This is a genomic window from Sphingomonas sp. PP-CE-1A-559 (genome assembly GCF_004340965.1).
In the GTDB taxonomy this organism is placed as follows: domain Bacteria; phylum Pseudomonadota; class Alphaproteobacteria; order Sphingomonadales; family Sphingomonadaceae; genus Sphingomonas.
On the sequence record NZ_SLYA01000001.1, the window covers coordinates 231006 to 248904 of the forward strand.

The following is a 17899-nucleotide window of genomic DNA, read 5'->3' on the forward strand; positions in this document are numbered from 1 at the left end:
ATCGTTGTGAGGAACGACGCTGAGGCGGCAAATCAGCGCGCTAAATCTAGCCGAAGATAAAATCGGTAGCTCCCGCAGATCCCTTACTCACCGGAAACGTCCGTTCCGGGAAAGACGTGGCTGGACGAACGTTGGCAGGAACCTAGGGTGGCGGCAGCCGGGGGACTGAATTTGACCGTTGTACCAACACTCGAGCCGCTTGCGTATCATCGGGCGGTCGTCGGATACCTGACCACGTTGGAGCCTGAGATCTGGGCATGGGCGATGGCGCAGGAGACGCGTGGGGAGCAGGTCGAAGAGGTGCGGGCGACGCTGTTGCGACAGAATTACCGGCTCGACGCCGCGGTGCATCCAGAGATCTACGAGGATTGTCGCGCCGTGCTGGTGGCGCTGGCGGTCGAGGCGCCGGTGACGATCTATCAGGCACCCGACAGCACGATGAACGCGGCGCTCTGGTATGTGCCCGGTGAAATCCACCTCGTGCTGTACGGCCCCGTGCTCGAAAAACTGTCGCGCGCGGAGCGTGTCGCGTTGTTCGGTCACGAACTGGCGCACTACAAGCTCTGGTCGATCGAGGGCGGGATCTATCATGTCGCCACCACGGTTCTCGATCATGTACTGGCCTATCCGAACGCGGCCCCCAGCCATGCGGAGACAGCGCGAATCTACCGGCTGACCACCGAGCTCTATGCCGATCGCGGCGGAGCGGTCGCGGCAAACGCCACAGCGCCGGCGATCGCGACGTTGGTCAAGACGATGACCGGCTTGCTGAGCGTCGACGCCGAGGCGTATCTGCGACAGGCGGCCGAACTCGAGGCGACCAAGCCGGTGGCGGAGGGCGTCACGCATCCGGAGATATTCCTGCGCGCGCAGGCGCTCGACAAATGGTGGCGGGCGGACGTCGATCTGGAGGAATGGCTGGCCGAACGCATCCGCGGGCCGCTGTCGATCGCGACGCTGGACCTACTGCGACAGCAGGACATGACCGCGATGACGCGCGCCGTTCTTGCCAAGCTTGCCAAGGACCCGGCGGCGGGGGGCGAGGCGGTGGCGGCGCAGCTGCGGCGCTATTTCCCAGATTGGGGACCCGACGAGACACCGATCGACGCCGCCGCGCTAGCTCCGGCCAGGATCGATGCGGCAACGCGCGAGTATCTGATCGCGCTCAGCTTCGATCTGGCGATGGCCGATCCCGACGACCGCGATGCGATGCTCGTGGCCGGTGCCCGGCTCGCCCAGGACTATGACGGGCTCGCTGCGTTTCGCGAGGCGCTCAAGCGCGATCTCAAGATGAACCGGCAAGCGATCACCCGCCTGCTCGCGCCGCTCGACAAGGTTTCCGCATGACCCAACCCGTCTTCACGCAGCCCGTCGTTACGCTGCGCCAGCGTCTGGCGGCCGATGGCGGTAGCGTGCCGTCCGAGGATCTGTTGCGCGCGGTGCTGCCGTTGATGCGCGAGGTCGACGCGCTGCACGCGCGCGGACTGGTCGCGGAGCTTGGCGACGAGGCGGTGGTCGATCGCGATGGCGAACTCGCGCTCGCCCGCCCCAATGGGCGCCCGCCGCAATTGAACAAAGCGGGCATCCGTGCTGCGCAGCCGCGCGTCTCGTCGGCGTTGCGGGTGATCGGTGAATACCGCGTCACAACCGACATCGAGACGGGATCGCAAGTCGACGATCTGCGCGCCGGCAGCCCGGATGGGGAAGGATCTGGTGCGGAACCGTCGGACGCGGTGAACCCCGCATACCTGATCGGCTATCGGAGTTGGGAGGAGCAGGTCGGCCATCACGACGAGCAGACCGATATCTTCTCGATCGGACTGATTCTCGCCAGCCTCGCGTGCGGGCTCGACTTCAACGACGAAACCGACGTCAGGCGCTTCTCCGCCGATCAAGGCAATCTGTTCAGGCTCAACGGTGCGTTGCATCCGGTGATCGCGTCGCTGATCGGCGAGATGACCGCGCTAAACCGGCACGAACGCGCCAGCGACCTGATGGCGGCGGCAAGCCGGCTGGAAGACTATCGCGATCAGCCGGTCGGGCTGGATGTGAACCGCGTTCTGGCGGGGGCGACCGGCGTGCCGAGCCGCCGCGCGGCTGTCCTCGCGCATCTGCGCGATCGGCTGTTCGACCTGTCGCGCCGCAACCGCCTGATCCATTTTCGCCCGACCCAGGCGACGGTGAACCTGACCGTCGCCAGCGTACCGATGGTGATGCGTCTCGAATCGATCCGTGCCGAACAGCTCTGCACCTGGGATGGCAAGTTCGCCGCCGAGGTGCTGGGCGGCGGCAAGATAAGTCTCGCGAAATGGTTGCGGTTCGAGGACCAGCCCTATCTTCCGTCGGCGTTCGACCGAGTCATTCAGGAGACGCGACGCGACCGCGCCGAATATGGTTTCAGCCATCTTAGGCTCGTCGTCGCCTATCTGCATTGGCACAATCTGAAGGAGTCGCCGGACGAGCGCATCCAGTCGCCGTTGCTGTGGCTGCCGGTCGAGGTCGCCAAGCAGAAGGGCGTGCGCGATCAATATTCGTTGCAGATTGCCGACACCGAGGCGGAGTTCAACCCGGCGCTTCGCCATTACCTACGGCAACTCTACGATATCCAGCTGCCCGAGCGGGTCGACCTGTCGCAGACGTCGATTGCGGAAATCCAGGCGGACCTGCTCGCGCAGATCCAGCGCACCGAGCCCGGCGTGGCGCTCGCGTTGAAGACCAAGCCGGAAATCCAGCTGATCCACCAAAAGGCCGTCCAGCGGTTGCGTGTGTTCCAGCGTCGTCGCGGCGCGACGGCCGGCAGCCCGGGGATTACGCGACCCGAGTTCAGCTACGATCGCGACGACTACCGCCCGCTCGGGCTCGCCTTGTTCGAGAAATACGTGAAGCCGAGCCCGCTGCCCCAGCGGATTGCAGTGGGTGCGGCGATGCCGCCACGGCCCGATCGCATGGCGGCGGAGGCCGAAGCGACGTCCTTCGCGCTGGCCGGTGGCGAAGGTCACCGGTTCTCGTGGGAGATCGACCTGACGCAGGTCACGCTGGCGAACTTCAATTATAAAAAGATGTCGCTGGTGCGCGACTATACCCAGCTGATCGACGACCGGGTCACGCCGCCGTCGTTCGACACGGTGTTCTCGATCGAGCCGCGCCCGATCGAGGCCTCGCCACCGCCGCCGCTCGCACCGTCCGATCTGTGGAGCGTGGTGCCCGCCGATGCGACGCAGGAGGCGGCGGTCTCGATGGCGCGGACCGGGCGCAGCTTCATCATCCAGGGGCCGCCCGGCACCGGCAAGTCTCAGACCATCACCAACCTGATCGCGGACTATGCCGCGCGCGGCAAACGCGTGCTGTTCGTGTGCGAGAAGCGCGCCGCGCTCGACGTGGTGTTCAACCGGCTGAAACAGGCCGAGCTCGATCGATTGGCGTGCCTGATCCATGATTCGCAGGAGGACAAGAAGAGCTTCGTCCTCGATCTGAAGGATTGCTACGAAAGCTGGAACAAGGCCGACGATGCGATCGACCATCATCGCGCCACCCGCGATCGGACGGTCGCGGCGCTGTCGAAGCATCTCGGCCGGATTGCGGCGTTCGATCGGGCGATGGCGCATCTGCCGACGGACTCGACGGTCACGCTGCGGGCGATGATCCGACGAATGCTCGCGCTGCCCGAGCCGACCGAGGCCGATCCCGTGACCCGCGAGCGCCTGCCGACACTGGCGGAATGGGACGCGCATCGTGCGTTGGCGGATCGCATCCACCGGACGGTCAGCGACGCGTTTGGTCTCGACAGCCTGGCCGAACACCCTTTCGCCAGACTGTCCTCGGCGACGATCGCCGACGAGCGATGCTATGCGCAGGTATCGGTGATGGTCGCAGACGGCGAGCAGCTGTTCGACCGGATCGATCCGATGCTGGAGGACGATGGCACCCTGGTGTCGGGGGATACCAGCCTGGCGGATGCGCTCGTCGTGGTGCGATCGGCATCGGCGGCGGTGCAGACGAACCTTGCGGGCAACATCGATCTGCTCGACCCGACCTCGGTCGCGTCGCGCGAGTTTCGCGACGCCAACGCAGCGTGTGCCGCAACTGCGTCGAAACACGCCGCGGCGGAGGACGCGGCAGGGCATTGGACCGATCCGCTATCGCCCGAAGATGCCCAAGCCGCGCTGGATCAGGCGCGTCGACAGGAGCCGGGCTTTTTCAAGTTCCTGAGCGGAAGCTGGAACCGCCTCAAGCGCACGATCCACGATCGCTACGATTTCTCGGCGCACGCCGTCGAACCCAGCATCACCGTCGTGCTCGAACGGCTGGTGGCACGCCAAGCCGCGGCGGCGGAGGACACCGCCGCGCGCGCTACGCTGAACGCGCGGTTCGCAACCGACGATGCCGATGCGCTGGCCGCACTGCGTGACAGGTGGTCCGACGATGCGGCGCCGGTGCTCGTCCGCCGCCTGGTCGCTAATGCGCAGGCTTCCGCGGATCCGGCCGCAACTCTCTTACGGGAAGCGCGCGCTAGCGCCGCCATCGAAGCGCTCGCCGCGCTATGCGATCGTCATCTCGTCGATGGCCAGGCCATGACGTTGAGCGCGCTGGCCGAGGCGATGCGCGACATGCGCGAGGGCCTCGACGACCTGCCGGACCTGTTGCCACTGCTGCGGGCGGCGGACCAGGCGGGGCCGCGGGTGGCCTTTGCCTTGCGAACGATGACGCTCGATCCGGCGCGTATCGAAGCACTCGTGCTCGACGAGGCGATCAGCCGCGCGTTGCGGGCGGAGCCGGCTCTGCACCGGTTCGATGCCACGCAACTCGCGTCGAGCGCGCGCCGGGCCGCGCGTGCCGGCGAGATCCTCCAGGACGACAACGCCGCCTGCATCCGCGCCACCGCGCAGCGCAAGTTCCGCGATCATGTCCGCCAATCGACGCTGTCGGTGACGCAGCTCGATGGCGCCGCGCGCGAGGCCAAGAAGATATACGCGACCGGGCGGCGCGAGCTGGAACACGAATTCGGCAAGACCATGCGCTATCGTTCGATCCGCGACCTGTCCGATGACGAAACCGGCGTGGTGGTCAACGACCTGAAGCCGGTATGGCTGATGAGTCCGCTGTCGGTATCGGACACGCTGCCGCTCCAGGCGGACCTGTTCGACGTCGTGATCTTCGACGAAGCCAGCCAGATCCCGATCGAGGAGGCGGTGCCGGCGCTCAGTCGCGCGCCGCAGATCGTCGTCGTCGGCGACGAGATGCAGCTGCCGCCCACCAGCTTCTTCGCCGCCGCGCGCGACGAGGACGAGATGCAGGTCACGGCGGAAGAAGACGGCCAGACGATGGCGATCCTGCTCGATGCCGCCAGCCTGCTCGCCCAGGCGGCGCGAAGCCTGCCCGCGACGTTGCTTGCCTGGCATTATCGCAGCCGGTCCGAGGCGCTGATCAGCTTCTCCAATGCGGCGTTCTACGATGGCCGGCTGGTCACCATTCCCGACCGGACGATCGCCGAGACCGGCGCGTCGCCGACGGCGGTGCGATCGGATGACGAGAGCGCGCCGATCGAAAGCGTCGATCGACTGCTGGCGCGTGCGATCAGTTATCACCCGGTCGCCGACGGACTGTACGACAAGCGCGCGAACCTTCCCGAGGCGCGCTTGATCGCGGCGATGGTCCGTGACCTGCTCGGCCGCGAAACCGGACTGAGCATCGGCATCGTCGCGTTTTCCGAGGCGCAGCAGACCGAAATCGAAAACGCGCTCGATGCGCTTGCCGCGGAGGATCCGGCGTTCGCCGCGCTGATCGAGGCGGAATATGTCCGGGAAGACGACGGCCAGGTGAACGGGCTGTTCGTGAAGAATCTGGAAAACGTCCAGGGCGACGAGCGCGACGTGATCCTGCTGAGCATCTGCTACGCGCCCGATCGCGCTGGGCGGATGGCGATGAATTTCGGCCCGATCAACCAGCGCGGCGGCGAAAAGCGCCTCAACGTGATCTTCAGTCGCGCGCGGCATCACATGGCGATCGTGTCCACCATCCGCGCCGAGGCGATCACGAACACGCACAACGACGGTGCGCGTGCGCTCCGCACGTTCCTGTCGTTCGCCGAAGCGCAGGCGCGCGGCGACGGACCGCACGGCCAGGCCATTCTCGCCACGCTCAATCCCGAAGCGCAGCGCGTTTTTTCCCGCGCGCCGGCACCGGACCCACTGCGCGATGCCCTTGCCGCGGCGCTGCGCGCGCGTGGCCATGTCGTCCAGGAATATGTCGGCAGCGCCAGCTTCCGCTGCGATCTCGCGATCGTCGCGCCCGACGGCAGGAGCCACGCGCTCGCCATCCTGCTCGATGGAGACGCCGGCGATGCGATCGCCGATCGCTACGTGTTCCAGCCGACGATCCTGCGGCGCTTCGGCTGGCGGGTGATCGATATTCCCTCGCATGCCTGGCTCCGCCAACCCGAGGCGGTGATCGCGCAGATCGAGGCGGCGTTGCGCGGCGACGAGAACGCCGTCGACGACGATCCGTTCGAGCCGGGGTCGGTATTGCCGCTACCCGTCGTACCCGTACCGTCCCCTGTCCCGGAAGCGCCTGCAACAGAGACGTCTGCGAAAGGCTTCACCACGTTCGAGTTCACGCAAGGGGCGTCCGACAAGTTCTGGAAGATCGCGGTGAACGGGGCCGACGTCACCGTCGTCTATGGTCGTCGCGGCACCAAGGGCAGTTCCGTCGTCAAGACCTACGAGACGCCCGAACGCGCCGCCCGAGAAGCGAACAAGCTGACGCTGGAAAAGACGCGCAAGGGGTATGTCGAGACCTCTTGAAACAGGTTTGTTGCCTGATGTTGTTTGAACCGGCCCGTCACGGCGAGCGCAATGTTGCTGCAATACACCAGGACCATATCGGAGGTTGATACGCGATCTTCTGGTGGGAACGCGTAGAGCGGCGGTTCGGCGTCGCAGCCCGTCTTCATAAGGTCCCTTGGTGAGAATCCTGATCGTCGAAGACGAAGTCGAATTCGCTGCGGCATTGTATCGTTCTCTCACCCGAGAACGCTTTGTCGTCGATCACGTCGATCGGTTGACGATGGCCCGGGAGGCGGCGCGGTCGGTGGCCTATGATCTCGTCCTGCTGGACAGGACCCTGCCGGACGGCGACGGGCTCTCGCTGGTCCCGTCGCTGCGAGCCGGCAATTCCGGACTTCCCATTATCGTGCTGAGCGCGCGCGGGGAAATATCGGACCGCGTTGCCGGACTGGACGAGGGCGCCGACGACTACCTCATCAAGCCGTTCGCGCTTGAGGAAATGTTCGCCCGCATTCGCGCGGTCAGGCGTCGCCCCGCGGACTTGGCCGTCGAGCAAATCCGGGTGGGCGCGCTCGTCTTCGATGTCGCCAACGACGAGGCCGTCGTTGCAGGCGTCAAGCTCGACCTCGTCCGGCGCGAACTTCGCGTCCTTGCGACCTTGGTCAAGCGTCGCGGCAGAACGGTGCTGCGGGAGTCGCTGGAGCACGCGGTGTACGGGTTCGATGACGAGGTACAGTCGAACACGCTCGACTCCCACATATCGCGTCTCCGTCGAAAGCTGGCCGAAGCGGGTGCGGGAATCGAGATCCACGCGATCAGAGGCGTCGGCTATTTGTTGAAAGCGTCGTCGTGAGCGCGCGGCCACCGTCGCTGAAGCGCGCACTGATCGTCAAACCGATGCTGATCCAGTTCGCGACGCTGACCACCATGCTCTCAGTGATCCTCCTCGTGTTCGTGCGGATGAGCAGCAACGTCGCGTATACCGAGGAGACGATCACCGGCGTCATCGCGCAGTCGATCGTTCGCCACGCCGATGGCCGACTGACGGTGCGCCCGACACCGGAACTGGCGCGATTGCGCGCGGAAACGCCCGGTCTCTGGTTCGTCGCTGAAGACGATCGCGGGCGCAACGTCACGCTTGGCCAGGTACCGCCGCCATACGCGCATTTCGGTGGTGCGCTGCACCGGCTTTCCTACATGCAGATCCGGGACCGGGCGCCACCCTATGGGTTGTCCGCGGTCATTCGACAGGAGGTTTCGCCGGCGGGCAAGCTGACGATCCTTGCGCACGGCAAGCTGACCGAGCTGACGGTCTCGCTACTCGTCGCGTTCAATCTCTTCAGCATCCTGGTCATCGTCCTGCTGGCGCTGGTCTCGCTGGTGGTCACGCCGTGGATCGTCAGGCGATCGCTCGCGGGGGTGAACCGGATCGCAGAGGAGGCGGGACGGATCGATGCCCATCGCCGCGGCTGGCGGCTGGGGGAAGATCAGGTGCCGATCGAGATCCTGCCGCTGGTTCGCGCGGTCAACGACGTTCTGCGGCGCCTCGACGAGGGATATGAGCGACAACGACGCTTCATCGCCTCGGCCGCGCACGAGTTGCGCACGCCGATCGCCATCCTGCGGATCAAGGTCGACGGCGCGGACGAGGCGGCGACGCGCAGCCTTGGCAGCGATGTGCACCGGCTCGCCAATCTTGCCGAGCAACTGCTCGATCTCCAGCGGCTGGATGTCGCCCGCGAGCAGGCCGATGTCGATCTCGTATCCCTGGTGAGACGAGTCGCCGCCGAACTCGCGCCGCTACTGATCGCCGCCGATAGCACGATCGAAGTGGTCGTCGTCGAACCGTGCACGATCTGCGGCGACGCGGGGCCGATCGAGCGCGTGCTGACGAATTTGGTGCAGAATGCGATCGAGCATGGTGGCCGTCACGTGATCGTCCGCGTGCTGGGCCATGGGTTCGAAGTCGAGGACGACGGCATCGGCATACCGATCGAGGAGCGCGAGCGCGTGTTCGAGCCCTTCCACCGCCTGAAGCCGAGATCCACGGGCGCCGGCCTCGGCCTGAACCTGGTGCGGCAGGTGGTCGAACTGCACGGCGGACGCGTGTCGATCCTCGCGGCACCGGTGAACGGCACGGTGGTGCGGGTCGAGTTTCTCGATCGATAACGGTGCTTGGCCGAACCATACACACGCAATGTTCGCCCCGCATCTGACCGCATCGGCAAGATCAGACCTGATCTGGACACGCCGTCGGCAGACATCCGGGGTATCTATGATGACATTGTATTTTCTGACGCCAATCCTGCGCATAGTGGTGCCGATCGTGACCAGCATTTTACTGGTCGTCGGCTTGAACGGTTGTGCCACGCTCGAGGAGCGGCGCCGTGTATCTCTGGCGCAGGATATCGATACCTGTGCCAGCTTTGGCGCGGCGTATGGGTCGCCGGACTATACGGGGTGCATGCTGACTCAACAGCAACGCCGTGACGCGCAGGGTGTCGAGGCCTTGGAACGGGCTCGCCTCGCCACGAGATCAACAAGACGATGCAGGACATGACCGACAGCCGGATCCGGAACTGCGAGCGTCAGCGGAAGCATGACCGCCCCGGCGCGCAACGAAGGACGTGTGCCTGATCCGCCACGATGAGCCTCTTCCGTTGGCCATTGGTGATTGAAACAGCGTCACCAATGGCCGACGGGTAGTTGCACGAGGATCAGAAGCCGGCGTTGATGCCGAACAAGACCTTCGATGTCGTCAGACCATTTCCATAGTCGATCTTGTTATATTCGGCCCGCAAGAACAGTCCGGAATACACGGCCGTCTCGATGCCGCCGCCAAACAGGAAGCCATTCTCGGTAACTTTGGCTTTCACGTCGCTGGTCGTGACGGCGCGAAAATCGGTCTTTTCGCGAACCTGGAGCAAACTATAGCCCACGCGGCCGTACAGCAGTATCTGTGGTTCGACGAGGAATCCTGCACGGCTCGAAACATCGAGCGACCAGCGCGGTTTCAGCGTGTAGACGCCCAATGCCTCGTCGGCCGAGAGATTGGTATCGCTGCGTCCAATCGCAACTTCGGACCCTATGACGAAGCTTTGGCCCAATTGGTTATCGTATCCCAAATGTAGGCTATACCCAATGCCGTCTTTTCTGCGATCGATGACAGAGGATAGGCGTGGCAGGTCATAGTGAACCGTCGTTCGTCTCCAGTCGGTATCAGCACCGATCTTGAAGCCGCTGAATGTCGGCTCAGCAGGCGTGTCCTGGGACTCCATCTGTGTTGGTTCCGGTGCGTGCTGCTGGACTTGCGCCGTGGCAGGTAGAGATATCGCCGCGCATATGCTCGTGACCAGGTATGAGATTTTCATCGAACGCCTTCCATTTGGTCTGGATCAGACCGTAAGAAGACTTTGTCCGCCGAGAATTGCGCAGGCATTGTGCGTTGGCCAGGCGCGCGAGGGCGGACAGTACTTTACACGCTGGAGCGCGGCAGTGACGTCGTGCCAGTGTCGGGAACAGGCGCAGTTCGGCGTCTACCGCGATCTCGTCGCCGCCGAGCCCGACCTCATCCCGCAACTCGGCGACTAGATTGCGAGCAGAGCTATCCCGATGATGTCTGCGTTCGCACCGTCGGAGCATCCGAACCTTCTAATCTCGCCGTCCATCCGCCGAAGCGGGCATAGAGCGTCGGCAGGACGAACAGCGTCAGCAGCGTGGCCGAGATCAGCCCGCCGATCACGACGGTCGCGAGCGGTCTCTGCACTTCGGCGCCGGCGCCGTGGCCGAGTGCCATCGGTACGAAGCCGAGGCTGGCGACCAGTGCCGTCATCGCGACCGGTCGCAGTCGCGCCAACGCGCCGTCGTGCGCGGCGCGTGTCCTGTCCATGCCGCGAGCCATCAGGTCGTGGATCGACGAGACCATCACCAGCCCGTTGAGCACGGCGATACCCGAGAGCGCGATGAACCCGACCGCAGCCGAGACGGAGAACGGCATCCCTCGAGCCACGAGCGCGAGGACGCCGCCGACGAGTGCGAGCGGCACGCCGGTGAACACGATCGCCGCGTCGCGGACGGAGCCGAGCGCGCCGTAGAGCAGCAGCATGATGACCGCAAAGCAGACCGGTACGACGAGCATCAGGCGGTCGCGCGCGGAGGCGAGGTTCTCGAACTGCCCGCCCCATTCGACATAGGTTCCGGGTGGCATCGTCACCTGCGTATCGATCGCCGCACGCGCGTCGGCGACCACGCCCGCGACGTCGCGGTCGCGGACGTTGGCCTGGATGACCACGCGGCGCTTTCCGTTTTCGCGGCTGATCTGGTTGGGGCCATCGACGACCGCGACGTCGGCGACGGTAGACAGCGGCACGAACCCACCTGCCGACGTCGGGACGGGGATTTGCGCGACTTGAGTGAGGTCCGATCGCGACGCTTCGGACAGGCGGATCACGACGGGGAAGCGCCGGTCGCCCTCGAAGATCATGCCGGCCTCACGTCCACCGATCGCGGCGGCGACGGTGTCCTGCACGTCGCCCGCGGTGACGCCGATGCGCGACATCGCCATGCGGTTCGGGCGGATGTCGAGCATCGGTAAACCTTCTGTCTGTTCGACGCGGACGTCGACGGCGCCGCGCGTCGCTGGCAGGACCTCGGCGATGCGGTCGGCGGCGGCGTTCATGCCACCGAAATCGTCGCCGAAGATTTTGACCGCGATGTCGCCGCGCACGCCGGCGATCAGTTCGTTAAAGCGCATCTGGATCGGTTGGGTGATCTCGTACGCGTTGCCGGGCAGCGTCGACAGTTGCTGCTCCATCCGCGCGACCAGCTTTTCCTTCGAAAGGCTCGGGTCGGGCCACTCGGCCTTCGGCTTCAGGATAACAAAGGTGTCGGTGGCGTTCGGCGGCATCGGATCGCTCGCGATCTCGGACGTGCCGGTGCGCGAGAAGGCGAAACGGACCTCGGGTTGGCGGGCAAGGACCTTCTCGACCTGGAACTGCATCGCTTGGCTCTGATCGACCGAGGTGCCGGGGATGCGGACCGCCTGGACGAGGATGTTGCCCTCATCGAGCTGCGGCAGGAACTCCTGCCCGAGCGTAGTGAAGGCAACGCCCGCCAGCGCGAGTGCGCCGACGGCGATGCCCAGCGTGATGCTCGGGCGGCGCATCGCCTTGCCGAGACCCGGTTCGTAGCGGCGACGCAGCCAGCCGATGATCCGGCTCTCTTTCTCGTCGACGGTTCGGCTGAGAGCGATCGCGATGGCCGCCGGGACGAACGTCATCGACAGGACGAAGGCGAAGACAAGCGCGATGATGACGGTCAGCGCCATCGGCTCGAACATCTTGCCCTCGACGCCGGTGAAGGTGAGCAGCGGCGCGTAGACCAGAATGATGATCGCCTGCCCGTAGACCGAGGGGCGGATCATCTCGCGCGCCGATGCCGCGACCAGATCGAGCCTTTGTCGCAGAGGCAGAGGCAGTGGCTCGCTGCGGCCGTGCTGCGCGTCGCCCAAACGGCGGAGTGCGTTCTCGACGATGATGACGGCGCCGTCCACGATCAGCCCGAAATCGAGCGCGCCCAGACTCATCAGGTTCGCGGACACGCCGGCCTTCAGCATGCCGATGCTTGTCAGCAGCATCGTGATCGGAATCACCAGTGCGGCGATCAGCGCCCCGCGAAAATTGCCGAGCAGCACGAACAGCACGACGATGACCAGCACCGCGCCCTCGGCGAGGTTGCGGGCGACGGTCGCGATCGTCGAATTGACGAGTTCAGTGCGGTTGAGCACCGGCTTCACCACCACGTCGACGGGAAGTGCGTGGCCGATCTCCTCAAGCCGCGTGCCGACTCCGGTCGAGACGGTGCGGCTGTTCTCCCCGATCCGCATAACTGCGGTGCCGACGACGACCTCGTGGCCGTTCTCCGACGCCGAGCCCATCCGCAATGCCTGGCCGGTGCGGACGGTGGCGATCTGGCTGAGCAGGATCGGCACACTTTCACGCGTCGCGACCACGGTGCGCGCGAGCTCGTCGGCGTTGCGGATCCGGCCGTCGGCGCGGACTGCGAGACCCTCGCCGTTACGGTCGACGATCCCCGCACCCGCGCTGGTGTTATTGCGTTCGAGCGCGGTGGCGAGGTCCTGGAGCGTGATCTTCATCGCCGCCATTCGCTGGATATCGGGGACGACGAGATATTGCTTGGTGTAACCGCCAAGGCTGTCGACCCCCGCGAGGCCCGCGCTGCTCTTGAGCTGCGGCGTGACGATCCAGTCCTGCACCGTGCGCAGATAGGTCGCCTTGTCGGGTTCGCTGACGAGGTGCTCGCCTTCCGGCGTTATGTAGCTGCCGTCCTTCTGCAGGCCGGGCTCGCCGTTGCGGTGGCGGACCTGGTCGAGCTCGCGATATTCGACCGTCCACATGAAGATGTCGCCGAGCCCGGTAGCGATAGGCCCCATCTCGGGCACCACGCCGTCGGGCAGATCCCCCTCGGCGGTCCGCAGCCGCTCCGCCACCTGCGACCGCGCGAAGTAGATATCGGTCTTCTCGTCGAACACCGCAGTGACCTGCGCGAAGCCGTTGCGGCTGAGCGACCGCGTGTAGTCTAGGCCGGGGATGCCGGCGAGCGCGGTCTCGACGGTGAAGGCGACCTGCTTCTCGATCTGGTCGGGCGACAGCGCGGGCGCGCGGACGTTGATCTGGACCTGGTTGTTGGTGATGTCGGGGACGGCGTCGATCGGCAGCCGCTGGATGGCGAACACCCCGGCAAGCGCCGCGGCGAGCGTGAGCAGCAGGACGAGCCAGCGCTTCTCTACGGCAAAGGTTACGATACGCGAGAGCATGGCCTAGTCCCCGTCCTGCGCCGCGCCCTTGCCGAGTTCGGCCTTGAGCGTGAACGAGTTGGTCGAGGCGATGCGCTCCTCGCCGGTGAGGCCCGCGGTCACGGTAACAGCGCCGCCATTGGTGCGACCAAGAGTCACCGGCGTCGCCCGGAAGCCGGTCGCGGTGCGGACGAACACGTGCGGCCGGTCACCGATCATCTGCACGGCGGCCGAGGGCACGGCGACGCTGCGGTCCCCGCTGGAGGGGAGAAGCACCGACACGCCGACATTCTCGCCGACGCGCCAGACGCCGCCCGCGTTGTCGATCGTCGCGATCACGGGGACGAGGCGCGTGGTTTCGTCGAGGATCGGCGAGACGAAGGTCACGCGGCCTTCCTGGCGGCGGTCGGAGGACGTGACTTCCACGCGGGCACCCGGCTTCACGCGGCCAGCATCCGCGGGAACGAGCGACATCGTCACCGACACCTTGGCGAGGTTGGCGACGCGGAAGATTTCGGCATCGGCGGCGACCTGTTGTCCCAGCGTGGCCGACCGGGCGATCACCTGGCCGGCAATGGGCGAGCGTACCGCGATGCGGTTGAGCGCACCGCCTCCGCCACCCGTGGCCGACAGCTGCTGCCTCGCGAGTCGGAGCGCGATGCCGGCCTCGGTCGCAGCAGTTCGGGCTGCGACAAGATCCTGTTCGGGCGATACGCGCTCGGCGAACAGCCGCTGTTCGCGGCGCAGGTTCGACTGCGCGAGCGCGGACCGCGCACCGGCGGCCTCGACCTCGGCGTTGAGCGACGCTGCCTCGCGGCTTTCGATGATCGCCAGCGTCTCGCCGCGGCCGATGGACTGGCCGAGGTTGCGGGTGAGCGAGACCAGCCGGCCGCCGATCGGCGCGGCCACGACCTGGACGCCCTGTGGATCGCCCTCGATCGTCGCGGGCAGTTCGATCGCGCCGGCGACGCCGCCGACGGTCGGGCGCGTGACCTCGATACCGGCGTCGGCGATCTGCTGTGCCGACAGGGTCGCGACCGTGGGATCGCCGGAAGCCTTCTCGGGGTCCTCGTTCGCCACCGCGTTGGCAGCGGGCGTCGGGTCGGGGGAGGGGCCACAGCCTGCGAATGCCAAGGCGGCAGCGGCAGGCGCGATCGTGCGCAAGATCGTGCGGTTCATCGGTCGGTGTCCCTGGCAATCGGCGCTTCGGCAGTCAGCCGTTCGAGGCGCGCACGTGCGTCGTGATAGGCGGCAAGCGCGTCGATCGCGGCCGTCCGTGTGTCGAGAAGCGTCCGCTCCGCATCGAGCAGGTCGAGCTGCCCGAACTTGCCTTCGCGGTAGCCGATGCGCGCGATCCGCGCCGCCTCCACGGCGGCTGTGAGCGCCGGCCCGGTCGCGTTGCGTGCCGTGGTCGCGGCATTCGCTGCCTCAGCCTGCGTGGTTGCGATGTCTTGCTCGGCATCGAGCAAGGCCATGCGGCGCAACGCGTCCGACTGGTCGCGCTGCGCATCGGCGACGGCAACCGCCGATCGACCGCCGTTGAAGACGTTCAGCGGGATCGAGACGCCGAACACCGCCGCGGTATCGTTGGTCTGCTCGAGCCGTCGTGCGCTGGCACTGAGCGTCAAGTCGGGCACGCGCTGGCTTCGCGCTAGCCGCACCTGCGCGGTCGCGGTGTCTAGATCCGCGCGGGCTGCTGCGGCGATGAGTGTCCCCGTTGAATGGGATGGCTGGAGGGGGCCGAGCGCGTCCACTAGCTGGAACCAGGAATCATCGAGCGCGCCGACCGGCATTCCAATAAGCCGGGCAAGGTTCGTCGCGGCGACGGCGGCTGAACGGTCCGCACGTTCCAAGGCGCCCTCGGCCGCAAGACGCGCAACGTCTGCACGCTGTTCCTCAAGCGGTGAGGCGCGTCCCGCCTGCACCCGAATCTTGGCGGCGCGGAGCACTTCGGCGGCAATCCCGACCTGATCGCGCGCGACCGCTGCACGACGTTGCGCGGCCACCCCGACGACGTATGCCTGCGTGACCCGCAGTCGGAGGTCGGCGCGCGCAATCTCTGCTGCGATACCTGCGCGGCCGATCTGCGCGTCGGCGAGCGCCACCCGGGCCTGCCGCTTGCCGCCGCGTTCCAGGGGCAGCGCCAACCCCAGCGTCGTTTCGGACGAGCGCAGGCCGCGATAGATCCCGGACCCGGCGACGTTCTCGGTCTCGGCGACGATCGACGGGTTCGACCGAAGCGCCGCGACCCGGCGCTGGGCCTCGGCCGCGCGAACGCCGGCGGACGCGGCATCCTGGAAGGGCGACGACGCGACGGCGCGGCCAAGCGCTTCTGCGAGCGTAAGGACCGGTTCCGCCAAAACCGGCGGACGGGTCTGGGCCTGCAGCGACGATGCGCAGGCGCCTGCGGCCACGATAGCCGCGAAAATACGATGCATGGGAATGCTCCTGACGAAGTAGACGCAGGCGCGCTCGGCGCACCCGATCGACGTGTCAGGCCCGGGGCGGTCTCAGCGCAGTGTCGGCGTTCCGCCCGACCAGCGCCGCGCCGTCGAAGGACGCGAGCGTGGCGCCGGTTGGACCGGTTATGCCGTCCAATGCGTCGGAGTCCGGCGCGCTCATATGGTGCGCGTGGCAACTGCCGTGATGATGCGGATAGCCCTTGTCGGCATCGGCCGCGACCTGATCGCCATCGCTATCGATATGCAGGGCAGCTTCGTACTGGCTGGTCTCGATGCAACCGCCAACCTCGGCCGCATGCGCCACGCCGACCCAAGTGGTCAGCACGAGCATCAGACAGGCAAGGAAGGGCAGGAGCCTACGCATCGCCGACCGAATAGCAGATGCTCGCGCTACTGTAACGGGCATCGTGGTAAAGCGGTGGCGGAGCAGGCGTCACGCCTGGACACGAGATGCGTGGCATGGCGGGTATCGACCGGCCCCATCTCGCCAAGTTCCGATCGAACCATCGACACTGGCCGCGTGCATTGGCGGCATACGCCGAATTTCCCGTGAACGAGCCTCGGCGATGCGGTAGCGCGGCTGGGCAGCTCTATTGGGATACCGCGCCATGATCATCTCCAGCGACGAAATCGTCGACCTGCCCTCGGCGGATGGTGGCGTGATGCGGGTTCACATGTTTCGCCCGGCAATCGAGGGGCGGTTTCCCGGGGTTTTGCTGTTCTCGGAAATCTATCAGGTGACCGCGCCGATCCGGCGGCTGGCGGCGTATATCGCGGGGCACGGCTACTGTGTCGCGGTCCCCGAGGTGTATCACGAGTATGAAGCGCCAGGGACCGTGCTGGCGTACGACACCGCCGGTACGGATCGCGGCAACGCGTTGAAGATCGCCAAGCCGGTTGCGGCGTTCGATGCCGATGCGACCGCCGGGCTGGATTTTCTCGCCGGGCACGCGGCCTGTACGGGGCGGCTTGCGACGGTGGGCGTGTGCCTGGGCGGGCATCTGGCGTACCGTGCCGCGCTAGATCCGCGCGTGCTGGCGGCGGCGTGTTTTTATCCGACCGATATCCATGCGGGATCGCTCGGGCTCGGCAAGGATGACGACAGCCTCGCGCGGATGGCGGACCTGAAGGCCGAAACGCTGCTCGTCTTCGGTCGCGCCGATCCGCATGTGCCGTTTGCCGGCCGGGCACTCATCCGTGCGCGCCTGGAAGAGGTCGGTGCGCGCTATGAATGGCATGAGGTCAACGCCGCGCACGCGTTCCTGCGCGACGAGGGGCCCCGGTACGACGCGGCACTGTTCGCGCAGGCGACCGGGTGGATGTTCGCATTGTTCCAGCGGGTTCTGTCTGCCTCCGACTGAGGGTCCAGCGCCTTGTGTACCGGTAGCGATCGCGTGATCTCGCTATTGAACGACGGCTGTCTGACGGGTGTGCCCTGATCTGACTGAGCCGTTCTCTACGACGCTTCGTCCGTAACCCGCCGACAGAAGCGATTTATGAATTTGCTACGGGATGACGATGCGCGTTCGGCGGCCATAATACTGCTCAACTCGCTGAAAAGTCGATGAGACCATCCTAGATCCCGAACCGGTAGAGCCGACCACGTAATATTGGCCTAACCGAACTATCTTGACTCGTCGACCAATAGCGGTGAGATAGCGCTATCAACGGACCCGCATAGACGGGCGTGACGAGGAATGGGGATGGCTTTTAACGCTATTGATGTCGCATGCCCGTCGACCAGTTGGTCGAGCCGGTGGAGTACGTCGCGCAGTACCTAGCGCCCGGCACCTGACGTTTTTCAAGCTTTCATAACAACGAGACGCTTCCTGCCGCCAGTC

The 17899-nt window shown here is 66.0% G+C and carries 12 protein-coding genes; 7 read left to right on the forward strand and 5 right to left on the reverse strand.

Features of this window, described 5'->3' with window-relative positions:
• The first annotated feature begins 171 nt into the window (after positions 1-171).
• The 5 genes from C8J42_RS01000 to C8J42_RS01020 all read left to right on the forward strand — a co-directional run bounded on the left by C8J42_RS01000 (position 172) and on the right by C8J42_RS01020 (position 9342).
• The gene (locus C8J42_RS01000) at positions 172-1347 is read left to right on the forward strand and encodes a M48 family metalloprotease (protein WP_133018599.1); all 1176 of its coding nucleotides are present in this window, start codon (positions 172-174) and stop codon (positions 1345-1347) included.
• Positions 1344-6800 (forward strand): AAA domain-containing protein, encoded by a 5457-nt coding sequence (locus C8J42_RS01005; protein ID WP_133018600.1) that lies wholly within the window; start codon positions 1344-1346, stop codon positions 6798-6800. The genes C8J42_RS01000 and C8J42_RS01005 overlap by 4 nt, the downstream gene beginning before the upstream one ends.
• Before the next feature lie 160 nt (positions 6801-6960).
• Positions 6961-7635 carry a response regulator transcription factor gene (locus C8J42_RS01010; protein WP_133018601.1) on the forward strand — a complete coding sequence of 225 codons (675 nt, stop codon included), beginning with the start codon at positions 6961-6963 and terminating at the stop codon, positions 7633-7635.
• On the forward strand, positions 7632-8951 hold the full coding sequence (locus tag C8J42_RS01015) for a HAMP domain-containing sensor histidine kinase (RefSeq protein ID WP_207897042.1): 1320 nt from the start codon (positions 7632-7634) through the stop codon (positions 8949-8951). The genes C8J42_RS01010 and C8J42_RS01015 overlap by 4 nt, the downstream gene beginning before the upstream one ends.
• Positions 8952-9060: 109 nt before the next feature.
• Positions 9061-9342 (forward strand): hypothetical protein, encoded by a 282-nt coding sequence (locus C8J42_RS01020; RefSeq protein WP_165895395.1) that lies wholly within the window; start codon positions 9061-9063, stop codon positions 9340-9342.
• 157 nt (positions 9343-9499) lie between these two features.
• Here the strand turns inward: C8J42_RS01020 and C8J42_RS01025 are convergent, their stop codons facing one another.
• Positions 9500-10153 carry an outer membrane beta-barrel protein gene (locus tag C8J42_RS01025; protein ID WP_133018603.1) on the reverse strand — a complete coding sequence of 218 codons (654 nt, stop codon included), beginning with the start codon at positions 10151-10153 and terminating at the stop codon, positions 9500-9502.
• A 67-nt stretch (positions 10154-10220) separates the two neighbouring features.
• Between C8J42_RS01025 and C8J42_RS19970 the strand changes: the two genes are divergently transcribed.
• On the forward strand, positions 10221-10373 hold the full coding sequence (locus tag C8J42_RS19970; RefSeq protein ID WP_165895396.1) for a hypothetical protein: 153 nt from the start codon (positions 10221-10223) through the stop codon (positions 10371-10373).
• A gap of 13 nt (positions 10374-10386) precedes the next feature.
• Here C8J42_RS19970 and C8J42_RS01030 read toward each other — a convergent pair whose 3' ends face one another.
• Genes C8J42_RS01030 through C8J42_RS01045 form a run of 4 tightly spaced genes read right to left on the reverse strand, consistent with a single transcriptional unit; the run spans position 10387 to position 16389 of the window.
• A complete protein-coding gene (locus C8J42_RS01030) occupies positions 10387-13617 on the reverse strand; it encodes a CusA/CzcA family heavy metal efflux RND transporter (RefSeq protein WP_133018604.1) in 3231 nt (1076 codons plus the stop codon).
• Between the two features lie 3 nt (positions 13618-13620).
• The gene (locus C8J42_RS01035) at positions 13621-14775 is read right to left on the reverse strand and encodes an efflux RND transporter periplasmic adaptor subunit (protein ID WP_133018605.1); all 1155 of its coding nucleotides are present in this window, start codon (positions 14773-14775) and stop codon (positions 13621-13623) included.
• Positions 14772-16034 (reverse strand): TolC family protein, encoded by a 1263-nt coding sequence (locus tag C8J42_RS01040; protein WP_133018606.1) that lies wholly within the window; start codon positions 16032-16034, stop codon positions 14772-14774. The genes C8J42_RS01035 and C8J42_RS01040 overlap by 4 nt, the downstream gene beginning before the upstream one ends.
• Before the next feature lie 55 nt (positions 16035-16089).
• Entirely contained in the window at positions 16090-16389 is a 300-nt protein-coding gene (locus C8J42_RS01045; RefSeq protein WP_165895397.1) for a hypothetical protein, read from the reverse strand.
• Between the two features lie 277 nt (positions 16390-16666).
• Here C8J42_RS01045 and C8J42_RS01050 point away from each other — a divergent pair, with 277 nt between their 5' ends.
• Positions 16667-17419, forward strand: coding sequence for a dienelactone hydrolase family protein (locus tag C8J42_RS01050; protein ID WP_133018608.1), 753 nt, complete (start codon positions 16667-16669; stop codon positions 17417-17419).
• Positions 17420-17899 lie beyond the last annotated feature (480 nt).